Below are 17,823 nucleotides of genomic sequence, written 5' to 3'. Positions count from 1 at the left end.
CCCTATGGTGTATCAGTCGTCCAGCGCCTCGATGCTGTAGCGTCCAAAAGAAATGGCGCTGCTAAAACGCTCGGTCAGCCCATTCGCATCGGTCCGTCCCTCAAAGCTGCGGCCGTCTTCGGTGGTGATGCGATAACGCTGGTTTTTCATCGGCTCATCGGTGCCGATCCAGCGCAGCACGGTCTGCTGGTCGTGCTGCGCTTCGCTCTTCGGCGGCGTCACCGCGGCCGGGCTGCTGTCTCCCGGTCCGGCATGCGCGAATTTCGACGATTTGATGGTGTGTGCGCCGCTGCTCTGCTGAGTGATGACACCGGCACCGACGTCCACCTGCGCACCCTGCGCCACGATGCGCACCTTGGGCGCCTGTAGCACGATCTCGTCGGTGGCAGTCAGGACGATGCGTTTGGAGGAAGTGACCTCGATATCGTCGCCGTGCGTCTGCAATTCGAGCTTGCCGCTGGCGGCAATCAGCTTGATACCGAGTCGGTGTGCAAACAGGCTGATACTTTCCGAAACGCGCGCCAGCAGTTTCCTGCCGACCGACAGCTGGGTATTGCCGATGCTGAGCACATCGATATGCGTCTGCGCGCCGATCGCAATGTTGTCCTGGCTGGTCATGGCGACGCCGGCCGGCGCGGACAGCGCCACCACGGGTTGGCCGCCGGCGCCGTCCTTTTCGGTATTGCTGCCGGCTTCCCACTGCTTCAGGTAGCCGACCAGTTGTTCGAGCTCCCCGTCGTCGGTACTGTCCGCGTGATGCGTCGACGCCAGTTCAGCCAGTTGCTTCTGCAGTCCCTGCAAGGTCTCGGCCAGGCCGAGAAGCTCGCTTCGATCCAGTTGTTTTCCGCTCGCACTCTGGCGCGCGGCGGCGCTGATCAAGACGCCTTGCGCGCCCCGGAGCGCGACGGCATGGTCGCTGCGCAGCTCCGCGCCTTCGCCGCGCGCCTCGCCCTTGCCGTCCTTGCGCGGGTGGGTCAGCCACCCCAGGTTCAACTCGCTGTGACCGTGCTGGGACGACAGCTGTGCATTGATCTGGCCCGCCGTGTCATCGAACCGCAACTGGTTGTAGCGGTTGCCGCCGACCTCCTTGCTCTTGATACCGGCCACGTATCGGTTTCCAGGCAGCGCTCCGGCATGACTGAACGCAGGCGGCGGCGCCATGCGCCCGTAGACTTGGCCGACGATGATCGGCTTATCCGGATCGCCACCGAGAAAGCCCACCAGGACCTCGTCGCCGACGCGCGGCAGCGTGATCGTTCCCCAATGATTGCTGGCCCAGGTGCTGGCGACCCGTATCCAGGCGGAGTCCCGGTCGCTGCCGCTGGCACCGGCGCCTTGCGCATGCTCGTGGTCTTCGACCCTGGTGCCGGGAAAGCGTACCTTGACCCGCCCGTATTCATCGCAATGCACTTCTTCGCCGGGCGGGCCGACGACGATTGCACTTTGCAGCTGCGGACGCGGCAGATCGGTACGCGGATCGAACGCCGGCACGATCGGAATGCTGCGGCGAACGCAGGCAAAGCGGTTCGTGTAGCGCATGCCGCGTTCGGCGCTGGCCTGGCGCAGACCGCTGTCGACATGGGCGTCATGCCACCGGTTGAGCGCAAACAGGCGCTGTATCCGATCGTCGAGCGTCTTCGGCAGGTTGTTCTCCGCATCGACCTCCAGGCGCGTGATGACAAATTCCCGTTCCTGTGGCGAGTGGGTGTCGATATCCGGATGGCCGCTCAAGGCAATCCATTCCCCGATACGAAGCGCGCGCACACTTCCTTCGCCATAAAAGCACTTGGATTCGTACTCATGGCGCTTCATGCGCAGTTCGCCAAGCTCGCGATAATCGTCGCCGTCCTCCCCGGCATGCGGCACGTCAATCAGGTAGTCATCGAGACCGAGCGCGAAACGGTTACCGGTCGCGCCCTGGTCGATACATGACGGCGTATTGGCGGTCATCGGCCGGCCCTGCAGGTAGTCCAAGCTGAAACGGTTGAGATTGCCCGGGACGAGCTTGCGTACCGGGCTCCACGCGAAGATGGCGTCGCTTTGCTCGGTACCATCGTCCCGGTGGTAGCGCACCGAGCCGGCGGCATTTTGCGGCAGCGTGAAGCCGTCGTTGACCAGCACCAAGGTGTGCGCCGGCATATCCTCGCGCTGTGATTCGCTGGCAAGCCCTGGGCGCATGAACCAAGCGATGCCGCGCCGTTTCCACAGGCGGCGCAAGAAGTCGGCATCGGACTCGTTGTGCTGCATGGTGAATTCGCGGGCCGGGAAAGTGCCTTTCACATGCGACCAGTCCACCTCGAATGCCCTGGCCAGCACCGGAATGTTACGGCGCCACTCGCCCACAATGACCTGAGTGATGTCCAGTTCGTTCATGTTGCGGAAGACCCGGGTACTGGCGCGCTGCTCCATCAGCGCCAGTGCATCGCGCAGCACCAGCTCATAGGTCGCCAGGCCACCATCGCTCTGGCCGGCAGCCGCTTGCGCGACGATGCCGCACACCGCGCGCATGTTGCCGCGGTCGGTCACGAACTGCAGCTCAGCCGGCAGTGCGATGAACTCCTTCAGAGGGAGATCGGCACGTGTCGACACGCACAGGAGCCGGTATTCCAGACCGCCGCACAGGGTTTCGCTGCCTGTAACTTGCTTGACCAGCAGGGCGTTGTCGCGCACATCCTTCTCTTGGAATAGTTGTACACGGATGGGGCGATTCGCCTCGGTCAAGCCGGACGCCCCCTGGAGCAGATCCTTGAGATTCATTAGAACTTCCTAAGCAAAGCATTCACCTGTGATATCCGTTTTTGGTACATTCCAAAAATCAATGGTACGTACCTGAAACGACGATATCTTTGATGCTGAACAATCTCATGCTTGGGCTTCACTTACGGGCTGGCGACGCTCGGTACCCCCCCCTACCGAAAGAGCGCGCCTCGAAGCAGAATCTTCTATTAGTTCAATTCCTTAGTCATCAACACGAACAGGCCATCGCAAGTCCTGCGGACCTGGATGGTTCCCGTCCTGTCGACGTTGTCGAGTTGCAGGCTGCCGACATCGTTTCGGTACAACGTTGCAAAAAACGGACTCGACGGGCCGTAGTACTAGCGCGTTGGGCTATCCGCCTTCTTGCCAACAATGAGCGCTGGCCGGTCCCGACTGTATGATCACCCGCATCTTCATGAACGTCTTGTAGAGTGGTCGTAAATACATGAATTCAAAGCGCTTTTATCGTCGGCAGTTAATCCGGAAAAAAGATTGGTTAGGGGTATGTTCGTAATCTCGAGAAAAAATATGTTTCCGAGAAACATTGGAATAATAAACTTCTCGACATCGGCCGCTCTTTGCTTAGCGCAATTGTAAAAATATATATATATCTTCTTGACCGTCGGTAAAAATGGGGCAAAGATTCTGAACATGCCGGCGTATTCAGCATGGGTAGCCACATTAATCAAAAAATTTCTTTATATAAATTTGCTTGAAGATCACCTAACCCGGCGATACATAGCGAAAACCAGGGATGCTTGCCTTTCCGGAGGGTAAATAGAGATAACAACGGTTCATATCAAGCCAATGCGTGGTGCGGATAAGCGCGTCGAAGCTCGTGCTTTGTTTATTTTTTTAAACCATCATAAAAATCTTCGTTATTAATTTCCTGTTGTGTAGGAGGCTTCGTTATGTCTCGAACTAGCTTGGCATACGAGTCCGCCGACTGAAGAAATCTGCTCAAGGTGCCGGCATTGGCCAATGCGGTGGCCCCTGTTCGTGTTGCTACTAGAGATGCGTGCAGGGATGTGTTCATTTAAAGTCGGAGTACATAATGATTACGAATGAAGAAAATCGGCGTTTCCATTGCTTGCAACACGCTGTGAACCACGGAGTAGAAGCGGGGCGTGCAGGAAACCAGTTTGGACAAAAGGGTGTTCGTGCGGTTGTATTGCCTACGGTCGCTGCGGCCTTGATGCTTGTTGCAGCAGGAGCGGCGTCAGCGCAAACCATTTATAATCCGCCACAATTGCCGATGGATATCACTGTCTTCCCATCGCGCGATTTCGCTTCGATTGCGGGTTTTTCGAATAATGCCGATGTGCTCGTGCAAGTAAGGCGAGGCGGAGTGGTCAGCGACGCAGTTGGGCGGACGAACGCAATGGGAGCGATTGAGGTGAATCATCCAGGGGGCGTGTGCTGGAGGACTGTTACGCCAGACATTACCGCGGGCGACACGGTCCGGGTTACCTACCGGGATACCGCGAACAATCGGACGCTCGTGCCTCCTCCTGTAGCGGGCTCTGGCGCAGCGACCAGCACGCGCAATATTGTGGCGACGCAAGCCTTCGATCCCGGCGACGATACCGTGGTGATTAAGGGCAAGGCCATCCTGCCCAGTGGCAGCCGCATTCCATTGACCCGACTCGAGGTTCGGATTGTCAACTCTGAATTTATCGACACGCTCAGCAGCCGTATTTCGAAGCGGGAAATTCGCGCCGACAGGCTCGGCGGCCGCATCGATGGCCCCGGGGGCACTCCCATTCCGGGCACGAGCGGAACGCTTGTCTACGATTCGACGACTGGAACTTCTTTTACTGCCACCTTCAGGGGCTTGAACGCGGATGAACGGCAGTTGGCCGTCTCCGGACAGACGCGTGTCATGGGGTGGCAGCAGACTACCACGGCCGGCGACCGGCTCGGCATGACCATCTACGAAGTCGGTGAGATCGGCGGGCCTGGCATCAGCGGTTGTCCACCGGGCCCGCAGGGTGTCATCGCCTCGACGCCCCCATCTCCGCCCGTTTCCTACAGTCCGACCTCACTGCTAGAGGCGTCGTTCCAGGGGAATCAGCCGTCCCTGAAAGATGTCACCGTGTTCCCGGAGCGTGACTTCATCTCGATCGATGGAATCGACCCAGGCACCGAGCTACAGGTCGTCGTTCGCAGGGGAACGACTGACAAACCGGTCATCGGTACGGCCCGCGGCATCGTCGCCGCGGGAGGTGTCTTCGAAGTCAACCATCCTGGCGGGGTATGCTGGACCGGACAAACGCCGAATATTCTCCCCGGCGACCTGATCGATGTGTTAAAGGTCGCAAACGGAACCTTCGTTTCAGGCCAGACACAGCGGGTGATCGATGCGAAGGTCACCAATCCCGCCTACATCAATGCCGACGGTAATATACGAGTCAACGGCACCGCGACGGATAATGGGGTGGCTCTGCCATTGAGCTTCATGGAACAGCGCATCATCAATCCAGATTTCACTACCACCCGCATCGGCCGCCGCGACATTCGTGCCGATATCAATGGTGGGCGTGTCGACAATGTTCCTGACGGGGCCGGCAACCTGCTGCGCACGGGCGTAAGTCCAAGCAACCAGTGGCGTGCCGTCTACACGGGACTGAACGCCACCGAAAAGCAGCTTGCGCTCGCCGGGCAGAATCGCATCATGGCCTGGCTTTCCACCAACGACAATGGCGACCGCTTTGGATTGACGATCTCCGAGTTTGGCGAGGTGGGTGGACCGGGCATGGGAGCTTGCCCTGCTCCAGGTAACGCCTCGATTGCCATTCCCTGATCGATCTGGGCGCCGCTACCGTCGTGTCGTCGCATTGGCAAGCGGCGTGGGATGTCGGGCTGGCCATCGCCAGCTCGACAGCTCTCCAACTTTGATGCTTCCACTGCGTACAATGATGGGCAAATGCCACTCAACCGTGCGCTTCGTACGGCGGACATTGCCCAGACCGGTATATCATCGGTCCACTGTGCCTGTGCGGAGCGAGCGATGTTCGAATTCATTACCGAGTTCCTGGGGAAAAGCGGCTACCTGGGCGTGTTCGCGCTGATGGCGCTCGAAAATATCTTCCCGCCGATCCCGTCGGAGATGATCATGCCCTTTGCCGGCTTCGTCGTCGCGCGCGGCGACCTGAATCTGGTCAGCGTGCTGCTGGCAGGCACCGCCGGGTCCGTGGCCGGCGCCCTGCCCTGGTACTACGCGGCCCGCTTCTACGGTTGCGAACGCCTCAAGCACCTTGCCGATCATCACGCGCGCTGGCTGACAGTGAGTGCCGACGACATCGACACCGCGCTCGCGGCGTTTCGCAAGCACGGGCGCAAGGCGGTCCTGTTCGGACGCCTGATCCCCGCCGTGCGCACGCTGATTTCGGTGCCCGCAGGGCTCGGCAACATGTCGCTTGGACGGTTCCTGCTGTATTCGGGCATCGGCTCGCTGGCCTGGACCGGCTTGCTGACGGCAGCCGGTTTCCTGATGGAAAATAATTACAGGGAAGTGGCAGACTATGTCGATCCCGTGTCGAAGGCGATCTTCGGCGCGATGCTGGCCTGGTATGTGGTCCGGGTCGTCACCTGGCGCGCGCCGGCCAAGACCGACAGCCGGGAGCAGGAACGCGACACGCCCTGAGCGATTCAGGCGCGCTGACAAGCCGGGCCGGCCACCAGCAGCGCCGCCTGGCGCGTCACCGCCGCGCGCGCCGCCAGCAGTACCTGCGCCACGCCGGCGGCAGTCGGCGCCGGTGCCGCCTCGACCCGCGCCAGTTCGGTGGCGACCGCGCGCAAGCCGAGCATGGCGCAGCCTTCGCGCAGGCGTCCCAGGCGCTCGCGCGCGGCCGATGTGTCGCCCTGCGCCAGGCAGGCGCCAAGCACCTCCCCCGCTTCGATCAATTGCCGCTCCAGGCCACCCAGGTACACGCCCAGGCGGGCGGCATCGATGCCGAGCCGCTGCGCGCTCGCCGCCGGCGTATCGTCGCGCTCGAGCGCCAGCAGGTACGGCCGCAGGCCCTCGATCCGGAACGGCTTGAGGACATAGCCGCTCGCGCCCAGGGCATGGGCTGCGCCGACGCTCTCGCTGTCGTTCGCGGCCGATACCAGCACGAAGGGCAAGCCCGCCAGGGCGGGTTCGGCGCGCACGCGCGCCAGCAATTCGGTGCCCGACAGGCCAGGCATGCGCAGGTCGCAAAAGACGATCGCCGGTCCCTGTCCAAGCTGCAGTCCGGCCTGCAGCTGGCGCCAGGCGTCGGCGCCATCCTCCGCTTCCAGGATGTCGTAGTTGCCGCAGTTGTCGACCAGATGCATCAGCATCATGCGCGAAACCACATCGTCGTCCACCACCAGCACCTTCATCGCCATCCCCTGCAGTTTGTTGCGTAAAAGAACATCAACCGGTGCTTGCCGGACTCAGGCCGGAAGCTGTTCGAACCTGTCGAGCAGGGCGTCCAGGCGCGGCAGCGCGCTGCGCAGCTCGCCGTGGCGGCCACCCTCGGCGGCTGATTCGAGCGCCGCGCACAGTGCGCCCAGCTCGGCCGCGCCGAGGTGGGCGGCGCTGCCGCGCAGGCCGTGCAGCACCCGTGCCGCCGCCTCCGTCTCGCCCTGCTCCACGGCGCCGCGCAGTTCGGCGCGGCGGCGCGGCAGGTCGGCGCCGAAGGCGGCGCGCATGCGCGCGTGCAGGTCGGCGGCACGGTCCGGCGCCGGCAGCGCCACGGCCGGTTCGGCAACGCCGAACATGGCGTCCAGTTCCGCCATGCTCGGCGCCGAAGGATGCAGCGGGGGCAGCGCGATGCCGCGCTGCAGCTGGCGCTCGATGGCCCGGCTCAGCTGATAGTGCAAGGCCGCGGCGTCGATCGGCTTGGACAGGAAGCCGTCCATGCCGCAGGCCAGGTAGCGGATGCGGTCTTCGTCGCTGGCGTTCGCGGTGAGCGCGACGATCATCAGCTGCGGGTCGAGCACCGGCGCATCCAGGGTGCCGCCGGCGCGGATCAGGCGCGTGGCCGTGGCGCCGTCGATGTCCGGCATGCGCCCGTCCATCAGGATGATGTCGAAGCGCGTGCGCGCGCAGGCGGCCACGGCCAGCGCGCCGTTCTCGACGACCTCGATCTGGTGCCCCATTTCCTCGATCAGCATGCGGGCGATGATCTGGTTGGTGGCGAAGTCCTCGGCGCACAGCACGCGCAGGCGATGGGTGTGCGGCATGCGCGGCGCATGCTCGAGCGGCGGCGGCTCGACCCCGGTCGCCAGCGGCAGCACGAAACTGAAGTTGCTGCCCTTGCCTTCCACGCTCGTCACGTCGATCGTGCCGCCCATCAGTTCGACCAGCTGGCGGCAGATCGCCAGGCCCAGGCCGGTGCCGCCGTAGCGGCGCGTGGTGGTCGTGTCGGCCTGCTCGAATTTCTGGAACAGGCGCGGCAGCGCGTGGGAAGCGATACCGATTCCGGTGTCGCGCACCGAAAAACGTATCATGTGCTCGATCCCCACCTGCTGGTCGGCCGGCCGGCGCTCGACCCGCAGCGTCACCAGCCCGCTGGGCGTGAACTTGAAGGCATTGCCGAGCAGGTTGATCAAGACCTGGCGCACCCGCGTCGGGTCGCCCACGACGAAGCGCGGCAGGTCGTGCGCCAGGTCGATCGCGAAGCCGACGCCGTGGGCGCCGGCCTGCTCGGCGAACAGCCCGACCACGTTGTTGATGGCCGCCTCGAATGCGAAATCGATCTTCTCGATGGTGAGCTTGCCGGCCTCGATCTTCGAGAAGTCGAGCAGGTCGTTGATGATCGCCAGCAGCGACTCGGCGTTCGCCTGGCCGCGCGCGATCTGCTCGCGCGTGCTGTCGCGCACCGTCGCGTCGCGCAGCGCGAAGCCGAGCATGCCGATCACGCCGGCCAGCGGGGTACGCATTTCGTGGCTCATGTTGGCCAGGAATTCCGACTTCTGGCGCGCCGCATCCTCGGCGCGCTGCCTGGCCAGCTGCAGGCGCCGCTCGTTCTCGTACAGGGCGCGGTTGGCCTGGGCCAGTTCGTCGGTATTCAGGCGCACCTCGCGTTCGCGCTCGCGCAATTCCTCGGTCTGGTGCTCGAGCAGGCTGTTTTGCAAGGCGATTTCCTCGGTGCGCACGCTGACCAGGCGCTCGAGGTGCGCCTTCTGGCTGGACAAGCGGCGCACCCGCAGCGCGTAGCCGCCGTAGCAGGCGCCCAGCACCAGGAGCGCGGCGGCCACGCGGAACCACCAGGTGCCCCATGCCCGCGGCTCGATCGTGATGGCGAGCCGGGCCGGGGTCTCGCTCCAGACGCCGTCCTTGTTGGCGGCGCGTACCTGGAACACGTAGTGGCCCGGGTCGAGGTTGGTGTAGGTGGCGAAGCGCTTGTCGGCGTCGGCGCTGACCCAGCCCTGGTCGAAGCCTTCGAGCTTGTAGGCGAAGCGGTTGCGCTTCGGCGCGGCGTAGTGCAAGGCCGAGAACTCGAGCGAGAACACCGAGTGCTTCGCCGAGAGCGTGATGGCGCGCGCGCCTTCGACGGGACCGGCCAGCAGTCCCGGATAAGCCAGCTGCACCGGGCGGTTGAAGATCTGCAGGCCGGTGATGACGGCGCGCGGCGCGATGCGGTTGTGACGCAGCGCCTTCGGATTGAAGGCCGTGATGCCGCTGAAGCCGCCGAAGTACAGCGTGCCGTCGGGCGCGTGCAGGGCCGAGCCGTCGAAATAGGCGCCGTCGATGGTGCCGTCGGCCGAGGTGTAGCTGCGCCAGCTGTTGCGGGCCGGGTCGAAACGCGACAGGCCGTTGTTGGTGCTGACCCAGATCACGCCGTCGACGTCTTCGAGGATGGCCGCCACCGAATCGTCGACCAGGCCGTCGCGCGAGGTGTACTTCACGAAGCTGACCGAGCCGTCGGCGGCCGTCACCATCTTGTTCAGGCCGACGGCGGTGCCGACCCAGACATTGCCGGCCCGGTCTTCCATCAGGGCATGCACTTCGTCGTTGCTGAGACTGTTCGCATCGAAAGGATCGTGGCGAAAGTGGCGGAAGCGCTTGCTGGCGCGGTCCAGCAGGTCGAGCCCGTTGAAGGAGCCGACCCACAGGCGCCCGCGCCGGTCTTCAAGTACCGGACGCACGATATTGTCCGACAGGCTGCTCTGGCGGCCGGGATCGTGGCGGTAGGATTCGAGCGCCCCGCTGCGCGGCTCCAGCCGGTGCAGGCCGCCGCGGGTGGCGATCCAGAGGGCGCCGTCGCGCCCGAGCGTCAACGCGCGCACGATGTTGGCGTTGGCGTGGCCCGGCGCCAGCACGCGGCGCGTGAAGCGCCCGCTCGTGGGATCGAAGCGCGTGATGCCGGTGCGTCCGCCGACCCAGACGATGCCGTCGCGGTCGCGCACGACGGCATTGACCGAAGCGTCGATCAGGCTGTTCGGATTGCCGGGCTCGTGGCGCCAGGCGCGGTAGGCGTCCGGCCCGGTGCTGGCCGGGTCGAACAATTGCAGGCTGCTGGCGCTGGCCAGCCAGAGGCGGCCGTTGCCATCGTTCTCGATGGCGCGCACGCGGTTGTCGGCCGACTTGCCGGGGCTGTCGTATTCGCGCAGGATGCGCGCGAAGCCGCCGCTGCCGAGGTCCACGCGCGACACCCCGCCATACCAGGTGCCGACCCAGAAGGTACCGACCCGGTCGCGGAACAGGGCGGCGATGTGGTCGTCGGCCAGGCTGTGCTTGTCGGTGACGCGCTGCCGGTGCATCTCGAAGCGGTCGCGTGCGGCATCCCAGTGATACAGGCCGTCGTCATGCCCGCCGACCCAGACCTGCCCCTTGCCGTCGTCGTACAGGGACGCGATCCAGATGCGCCCGATGCCGTCGGCCTGGCCGTAGCGGCGCGGCGCCTGGTTCGCCGTGCCCAGCGGCAGGCGTTCCAGGCCGTTGGACAGGCCGATCCAGAGGTTGTCCGCGGTATCCGCCAGCAGCGCCTGCACCGCTTCGCGCGGCCCGGAAGCAAGCCGGTGATGGCCGAAGCGCGACATGCCCGGATCGAGGCTGTCGACGCCGGCGCCGGTGCCGATCCAGAGGCGGCCGCGCCTGTCGAGGGCCAGTGCATTGATCTCGTCGCTGGCCAGGCTGCGCGGGTCGCCCGGGACATGGTGCCAGGTCGTGAAGCGGCCGCTGGCGATGTCGAAATGCTGCAGGCCGTCGGCGGTGCCGAGCCACAGTCCTTGCTTGCCGTCGCCGACGATGGCGCGCACGTGGCGGTTGCCGTTGCCGCGCCGCGCCGGTTCGTTCGGCAGGAAATGGCGAAACGACTGGGTCGCCGCATCGTACAGGGCCAGGCCGCCGTCGGTGCCGATCCACAGGCGCCCCTCGCGGTCCACGTGCAGCACGCGGATCCAGTTGCTGCTCAGGGTACCGGGGTCCCCGACGACGTTGCGGAAATTGACGAAGCGGTAGCCGTCGAAGCGCGACAGCCCGGTCTGGGTGCCGAACCACATGAAGCCCTCGCGGTCCTGGGCGATGGCCAGCACCGATTCCTGGGCCAGGCCGTCCTCGACGCTCAGGTGCTCGAAGCGCAGCGTCGGCGCCGGCGCGGCGCCGGCCGGCAGGCCGGACCAGCCGGCCAGCGCCAGCAGCAGCAAGAACAGCAGCGCCCTCATGCGGCGAACGGGGTGATGCGGGAAACCGCAGCCGTGCATGGCAAGTGAGACTGCAAGCATGGCGGGCGGCGCGGCGCCCGGGTGGCAGGCTGCGCGGCGGCGGTGAAGGAAGGTATTGGTTGGCGGTCCACTTTGCAAGGTTATCAAACAAAGCTCGACCTGAGGGAACTTATTGCCTTTAAGATATTGTTAATCGCCTTTTGCGACGCCTTCGCGTCGCGGATCCGCACCACCGAACCACCAGGGGTCGCCATGGATCGGCAGGCGCATGATGCCGTGCAGGCCGGAATTCTGTTCGCTCTGGCGCACCGCGTGTCCACGTGCCTTCAATCCGTCGACGGTGGCCGGCGGAAAGCGTCCTGCTTCCAGTTCCGTGGGGCCATTGCGGCTGCCGAAGTTCGGCAGCGCGATGGCCTGCTGCACGTTCAAGCCCCAGTCGAGGGTGCCGACCAACACCTTGGCGACGTAATTGATGATGGCCGGTCCGCCGGGCGAGCCGACCGCCAGCACCAGCTGCCCGCTCTTCTTGTCGAATACGACGGTGGGCGACATGGCGCTGCGCGGACGCTTGCCCGCCTCGACCCGGTTCGCGACCGGACCGGCGGCATCCTTCGCACTGAAGGAAAAATCGGTCAGCTGGTTATTCAGGATGAAGCCGCCGACCATCTGGCGCGAACCGAAGGCGTCTTCGACCGTCGTCGTCATCGACAAGCCGGCGCCGTTGCCGTCGACCACGACCAGGTGCGAGGTCGACGCCGTTTCGATGGCATTGTCGGTGCCCCAGGCCACGTCCATGCCGGGCGGCTTGCCGGCCGGCGCCTCGCCCATCGAGCGCTCGCCGATCAGGGCGGCGCGCTGCGCCAGGTAGGTCTTGTCGATCAGGCTGGACAATCCGCGGCCGGGCAGCGGGACGAAATCGGTATCGGCCGCGTAGCGGTTGCGGTCGGCGTAAGCGAGGCGTCCGGCTTCCGAGAACAGGTGCACGGCATCCACCCCCGGCACGCCGTCTTGCGGCGCCAGGGCCGCCATGTCGCGCGTTTCCAGGATGCCCAGCATCTGCGCCACGGCAATGCCGCCCGAGGAAGGCGGCGGCATGCCGCACACCGTGTAGACGCGGTAGTCGCTGCAGACCGGCTCGCGTACCCGCGGACGGTAGTCGGCGATGTCTTTCGCCGTCAGCAGCCCCGGATTGGTCGGATGCGCCTTGACCTTGGCCGCGATCTCGCGCGCGATATGGCCCTTGTAGAAGGCGTCGGCGCCGTCCCTGGCGATTGCGCGCAGGGTGCGTGCCAGGGCCGGATTCTTCAGCACATGTCCGACGGGCCAGGGCTTGCCGGCCGGATCGTAGAAATAGGCGGCCGCGGCCGGGTCCTTGCGCAGATGGGCGTCCCAGGCGAGCAGGCCGTTCAGGCGCGGGCTGACGGCAAAACCGCGCTCGGAGAGGCGGATGCCCGGACTGAACAGGGTTTTCCAGGGAAGCTTGCCGTGCTGCTTGTGGGCCAGTTCCAGCATGCGCAGCACGCCCGGGGCGCCGACCGAGCGCCCGCCGACGACGCCGGTCGTGCGCGAGACCGGCGTGCCGTCCGGATTCTGGAACAGGCGCTCGTCCGCCGCTGCCGGCGCCGTTTCGCGGCCGTCGAAGGCTTGCACCTTCTCGCCGTCGTAATGCACCAGGAAGGCGCCGCCGCCGATGCCCGAACTTTGCGGTTCGACCAGGGTCAGCACCAGCTGGGTGGCAATGGCCGCATCGATCGCGCTGCCGCCCTGCTTGAGGATCTCGTGGCCGGCCTCGACCGCCAGCGGGTTGGCGGCAGCCACCATGTGCTTGCGCGCCGCCCAGCCGGCCTTCTCGGCATAGCCGGTCGCGATTTCCGGGGCGCGCTGGGCGCTGTCCTGGGCCAGGACCGTGGTGCAGGGGGCAAGCGCCGCCAGTGCCGCCGCGCAGGCGAGCATCGTGAATTTAAACATGGAATCCCTGAAAGCAAAACGGGCGTGCGATGGGCCGCACGCCCGCTACTGTCGGCATCCTACATCAAATTATCGAACGGTTCAGTCGGCCGCTTATTTGGGCTGCATGCGAATCGCGCCGTCGAGGCGGATCGTTTCGCCGTTGAGCATGACGTTTTCGATGATGGCCTTGGCCAGGTGCGCGTATTCCTTCGGCATGCCCAGGCGCGGCGGGAACGGCACCATCTTGCCCAGCGAATCGCGCACTTCCTGCGGCATGCCCATCAGCATCGGGGTTTCGAAGATGCCCGGGGCGATCGTCATCACGCGGATGCCGCTGCGCGCCAGGTCGCGCGCCATCGGCAGCGTCATGCCGGCCACGGCCGCTTTCGAGGAGCCGTAGGCCGCCTGGCCGATCTGGCCGTCGAAGGCCGCCACCGAGGCGGTATTGATGATGATGCCGCGCTCGCCGTATTCGGCGGCATCCAGTTGGCCCATCGCATCGGCCGCCAGGCGCGCCATGTTGAAGGTGCCCACCAGGTTGATGTTCACGGTGCGCTGGAACACGTCCAGCGGATGCGGACCGTCCTTGCCGACCGTTTTCACGGCCGGCGCCACGCCGGCGCAATTGACCAGGCCGCGCAGGGTGCCCATGGCCAAGGCGGCGGCCACGACCGCCTTGCCGTCGTCTTCCGAGGTCACGTCGCACTTGACGAACTGGCCGCCGAGCTCGGCCGCCAGCGCGGTCCCGGCTTCCACCTGCACGTCGGCCAGGACGACCTTGCCGCCCGCCTGCACGATCATGCGCGCAGTCGCCGCTCCCAGGCCCGAGGCACCGCCGGTGATGATGAACACATTGTTCTGAATCTGCATGGTTTTCCCTTTTTCCTTATGGCTTCTTCATGGCGTTCTGTTTGACATTTACGTTTACGTTAACGTCAACGTCAACCGGCTCGATTGTAGCGAACATTTGGCTGGAAAAACCATGCGCGCCGTAAAACCCCGTTCAAAAACACTGGATCGTATCGCCGCTGCGGGTGCACAGGCGACCCGCGCCGTTGACGGCGGCGTTGCCGACGCCGGTGTTGTAGGTGGCGCCGCCGGTGTCGGTGCAGACGCCGCCGGGGCAGCTGTCGATCCGGGCGGGGCCGGGCCGCAGCGGCATCGGCTGGGGTGGCGGCGGCGCGGCCAGCAGGGGCGGACCCGGCATCGCGACCGCGACCGCGTCCACGCGCTGCGGGGCCGAGCGGCGCGCGCCGCGCCGCGCATCCTTCGCTTGCTCCTTGCCCGGGGCGCGCGCGGCAGGCTGCCGCGGCTGCGGCGCCGGGCGCGCCGACGGATCGATGTCCGGCGTGCGGCCGGCCCGATACGCGCCGGCCTGTTCCTCCTGGGCTTGCGGGGTCTGCTCATGGCGCGCGCCCGGCTCAGGCGTCGCCGGCTGGCTGTGCAGGACCGGACCGTAGGCGGGGCCGGCGGACGCGGGCGCGCCCTTGCCGGCCTGGGCCTGCCCGGCCGCCGTGCTGGCCGCCAGCGCCGCCAGCAGCGCCAGCGCGATCCGGGCGGCGCGTAGCGGCTTCGAATGTTTCGCGTGCTTCATATTCGCCTCCATGGACCGGTTTGCCGATACAGCAATTATCTGCCGCCATGCCGGAGCATGGCGCGCGCTTTCGTCGTGCATCGTCCGTCCGCCATCCTGTCATGCCCACGTCAGCTTCAGGCGTTAGACTGGGAGGCATGCGCCCTGCGCGGCGTGGCGATTACATGGAGACAGCAATGCAGACCGTACACGAGCTCTACCAGGCAAAGCGCGGCAGCGCCCTCGATGCGCTTGCGCACTTGCGCGACGATGACATGATCATCGTGCCGACCGGCGTCGGCGAGCCGCCCACGCTGCTCACCGCCTTGTCCGACGAGCGCAGGCGCTGGCGCGGCATCCGGGTGGCGCAAATCCTGGCAATGCGCAAATACGGTTATTTCGATCAGGACACGGCGCAGCACGTGCGCCACGCCGCGCTGTTTTTCGGCGGCGCCTCGCGCGCCAGCGGCCAGGGCGGATGGTGCGATTTCATCCCGAACTATTTTTCGGAAATCCCGTCCCTGATCGAGCGCGAACTCATGCCGGCCGACGTCGTCTTCGCCATGGCGTCGACCATGAACGCCCAGGGTTATTTCGCGCTCAGCCTGGGCACGGACTACACGATGGCGGCCGTGGCCAAGGCGCGCGTCGTCGTCTTGGAAGTCAATCCGAACGTGCCCTTCGCGCACGGGCACTGCCATGTCCATATTTCCCAGGTCACGGGCCTGGTCGAAAGCAGCGAACCCATCCTCGAAGTCGGCTTGCCGGCCATCGGGCCGGTGCAGGAAGCGATCGGCAAGTACGTGGCGGACATGATCGAGGACGGTTCGACCCTGCAGATCGGCTATGGCGGCATTCCGGACGCGGTCGTGATGCAGCTGACCCACAAGCACGACCTGGGCGTGCACACCGAGATGATCGGCGACGGCATCCTGAAACTGGTGGAATGCGGCGCGATCACGAACCGCAAGAAAACCCTGCTCCCCGGGAAGATGGTCGCCACCTTTGCGCTCGGTTCGCGCCGCCTGTACGAATTCATGCACCACAATCCGATGCTGGAAATGCACCCGTCGGACTTCACCAACGACCCCTACATCGCTGGCCGCAACGACAAGCTCATGTCGATCAACGCTAGCCTGCAGATCGACCTGCTCGGCCAGTGCGGCAGCGAAAGCATCGCCCACCTCCCCTATTCGGGCACCGGCGGCCAGGTCGATTTCGTGCGCGCGGCGAATCGTTCGCGCGGCGGCAAGTCCTTCATCGTGCTGCCCTCGACCGCGAAGGACGGCACCATCTCGCGCATCGTGCCCACGCTCACGCCCGGCACCCACGCGACGACCAGCAAGAACGACGTCAACTATGTCGTTACCGAATACGGCGTCGCCCAGCTGCGCGGCAAGTCGGCCAAGCAGCGGGCCCAGGCCTTGATCGCGATCGCCCATCCGGACTTCCGCAGCACGCTGCGCGAGGACGCCAACCGGATGTGCGTGTTCTAAGAACCTATCCCAGTAGGAAGTTCTTACTGAGATAGGTTCCAAAGGCTGGGCGCCAGGCTCGCGGCGGGGCCAGGCCGGGCATGCCATCATGCGAGCACGCCGCCGTGCGGCATCGCGATGGAGCAAGCATGCTTGACAAGTTCACTTCCCCGCCAAGGCGGCACTGGATGAGCGGGCGCGCCAGCCGCCGCCAGGTTGCCGGGCTGGCCTTCATTTTCCTATGGTTCTTTATCGGTGGCATCGCACACTTTGCGGCGACCGAGCTGGAGGCACGCATCGTGCCGCCCTGGTTTCCCTGGCCGGTGGCGGCAGTGCTGGTCAGCGGCGTCTTCGAACTGCTGGGCGCGTTCGGCGTCCTGTGGGCCGCCACGCGCAGGCAAGCCGGCTTGGGGCTGTTCCTGCTGACGCTGGCCGTCACCCCGGCGCATGTCTACATGCTCCAGCGGCCCGAGCTGTTCCCGGTGCCGCTCTGGGCGCTCTGGCTGCGCCTGCCCATCCAGGCAGCTTTATTGTGGCTGATCCTGTGGAGCACCTGGCGGCCGCGGGGCGCGGGCCGGGAAGCGGCATGAGGGCGCCACCGTCCGCCACAGCTTTATGCGGGCGGCTGACCTTCGCGCATGGTTTGCTTGAGTTGCTGGCGCAGTTCCGGCGTGTCCTGGTGACCGTGCACGCTGACCGCGTGCTCGATCGCGACAGTCATGAGTTCCTGCTCGCTGTCGGCCGCGATCGTGACCGAACACTTCGTGTTGCTCGGAAACTCGCGGCAGTCGATGTACTTGCGTGCCATGATGAGCTCCTCACCAGGTAGTGATGCCTTCAGTGTAATGCGCGCCCGCGCCAGTTCAAGCAGGACCGACGAATGGAGAAAAGATGAGCGACAGTATCAGGATCGACGAGCAAGACCATGTGCGCGGTGCGCATGACGCGAAGGTGACGCTGGTCGAATACGGCGACTTCCAGTGTCCGTATTGCGCCCGGGCGCACGCGGCCTTGAGCGAGCTGATGCAACAGCACGGCGACCGCGTGGCCCTGGTCTACCGCCACCTGCCCCTGGCCGACCTGCACCCCCTTGCCGCGCCCGCGGCCGAAGCGGCCGAGGCCGCCGGCGCCCAGGGCAAGTTCTGGGAGATGCACGATGCCCTGTTCGAGCACCAGGACACGCTCGACGAAGACACCCTGCCCGTACTGGCCGCGAACCTGGGACTGGACGCGCGCCGTTTCGCTGGCGACATCGAGGATGGAAAGCACGGCGCCCGGATCGGCGCGCAGGCCGACGGCGCACGCGCGCTCGGTGCCCGCGGCACGCCGACCTTCTTCATCAATGGCGAGCGTTACCACGGCGACTCGGATCATGCCTCGCTGGCCTCCGCCCTGAAGAAAGCGCTCGACGAGCACTGAGAACGCTCGACA

At 65.4% G+C, this 17,823-nt stretch carries 12 protein-coding genes; 5 read left to right on the top strand and 7 right to left on the bottom strand.

What is annotated here, in order from left to right; all coding sequences use genetic code 11:
• Positions 1-12: 12 nt before the first annotated feature.
• A complete protein-coding gene (locus ACFPOU_RS14005) occupies positions 13-2,757 on the bottom strand; it encodes a type VI secretion system Vgr family protein (RefSeq protein ID WP_379722242.1) in 2,745 nt (914 codons plus the stop codon).
• A gap of 1,054 nt (positions 2,758-3,811) precedes the next feature.
• On the opposite strand from ACFPOU_RS14005, the gene ACFPOU_RS14000 reads away from it, so the two are divergent.
• Positions 3,812-5,560, top strand: a complete 1,749-nt coding sequence (locus ACFPOU_RS14000; RefSeq protein WP_379722240.1) for a hypothetical protein — start codon at positions 3,812-3,814, stop codon at positions 5,558-5,560.
• Between the two features lie 207 nt (positions 5,561-5,767).
• Positions 5,768-6,403, top strand: coding sequence for a DedA family protein (locus tag ACFPOU_RS13995; RefSeq protein ID WP_379722238.1), 636 nt, complete (start codon positions 5,768-5,770; stop codon positions 6,401-6,403).
• A 5-nt stretch (positions 6,404-6,408) separates the two neighbouring features.
• On the opposite strand, the gene ACFPOU_RS13990 is transcribed toward ACFPOU_RS13995, so the two are convergent.
• The 5 genes from ACFPOU_RS13990 to ACFPOU_RS13970 all read right to left on the bottom strand — a co-directional run bounded on the left by ACFPOU_RS13990 (position 6,409) and on the right by ACFPOU_RS13970 (position 14,938).
• Positions 6,409-7,122 carry a response regulator gene (locus tag ACFPOU_RS13990; protein WP_379722236.1) on the bottom strand — a complete coding sequence of 238 codons (714 nt, stop codon included), beginning with the start codon at positions 7,120-7,122 and terminating at the stop codon, positions 6,409-6,411.
• Between the two features lie 54 nt (positions 7,123-7,176).
• Complete coding sequence (locus ACFPOU_RS13985; protein WP_379722234.1) at positions 7,177-11,454, bottom strand: hybrid sensor histidine kinase/response regulator; 4,278 nt, start codon at positions 11,452-11,454, stop codon at positions 7,177-7,179.
• A 129-nt stretch (positions 11,455-11,583) separates the two neighbouring features.
• Positions 11,584-13,362 carry a gamma-glutamyltransferase gene (gene ggt, locus ACFPOU_RS13980; protein ID WP_379722232.1) on the bottom strand — a complete coding sequence of 593 codons (1,779 nt, stop codon included), beginning with the start codon at positions 13,360-13,362 and terminating at the stop codon, positions 11,584-11,586.
• 93 nt (positions 13,363-13,455) lie between these two features.
• Positions 13,456-14,214 (bottom strand): 3-hydroxyacyl-CoA dehydrogenase, encoded by a 759-nt coding sequence (locus ACFPOU_RS13975; RefSeq protein ID WP_379722230.1) that lies wholly within the window; start codon positions 14,212-14,214, stop codon positions 13,456-13,458.
• A gap of 133 nt (positions 14,215-14,347) precedes the next feature.
• A complete protein-coding gene (locus tag ACFPOU_RS13970) occupies positions 14,348-14,938 on the bottom strand; it encodes a hypothetical protein (protein WP_379722228.1) in 591 nt (196 codons plus the stop codon).
• 176 nt (positions 14,939-15,114) lie between these two features.
• Between ACFPOU_RS13970 and ACFPOU_RS13965 the strand changes: the two genes are divergently transcribed.
• Both ACFPOU_RS13965 and ACFPOU_RS13960 read left to right on the top strand, forming a co-directional pair.
• Positions 15,115-16,413 (top strand): acetyl-CoA hydrolase/transferase family protein, encoded by a 1,299-nt coding sequence (locus ACFPOU_RS13965; protein WP_379722226.1) that lies wholly within the window; start codon positions 15,115-15,117, stop codon positions 16,411-16,413.
• Positions 16,414-16,541: 128 nt separating this feature from the next.
• The gene (locus ACFPOU_RS13960; RefSeq protein ID WP_379722224.1) at positions 16,542-16,982 is read left to right on the top strand and encodes a DoxX family protein; all 441 of its coding nucleotides are present in this window, start codon (positions 16,542-16,544) and stop codon (positions 16,980-16,982) included.
• Between the two features lie 23 nt (positions 16,983-17,005).
• Here ACFPOU_RS13960 and ACFPOU_RS13955 read toward each other — a convergent pair whose 3' ends face one another.
• Positions 17,006-17,200, bottom strand: a complete 195-nt coding sequence (locus ACFPOU_RS13955; protein WP_379722222.1) for a DUF1059 domain-containing protein — start codon at positions 17,198-17,200, stop codon at positions 17,006-17,008.
• Positions 17,201-17,283: 83 nt separating this feature from the next.
• Between ACFPOU_RS13955 and ACFPOU_RS13950 the strand changes: the two genes are divergently transcribed.
• Positions 17,284-17,811, top strand: a complete 528-nt coding sequence (locus ACFPOU_RS13950; protein WP_379722220.1) for a DsbA family protein — start codon at positions 17,284-17,286, stop codon at positions 17,809-17,811.
• Positions 17,812-17,823: the final 12 nt, after the last annotated feature.

This window comes from Massilia jejuensis (genome assembly GCF_042656795.1).
Taxonomy (GTDB): Bacteria; Pseudomonadota; Gammaproteobacteria; order Burkholderiales; family Burkholderiaceae_D; genus Telluria; species Telluria jejuensis.
This window is presented reverse-complemented; position numbering and strand designations above follow the sequence as displayed.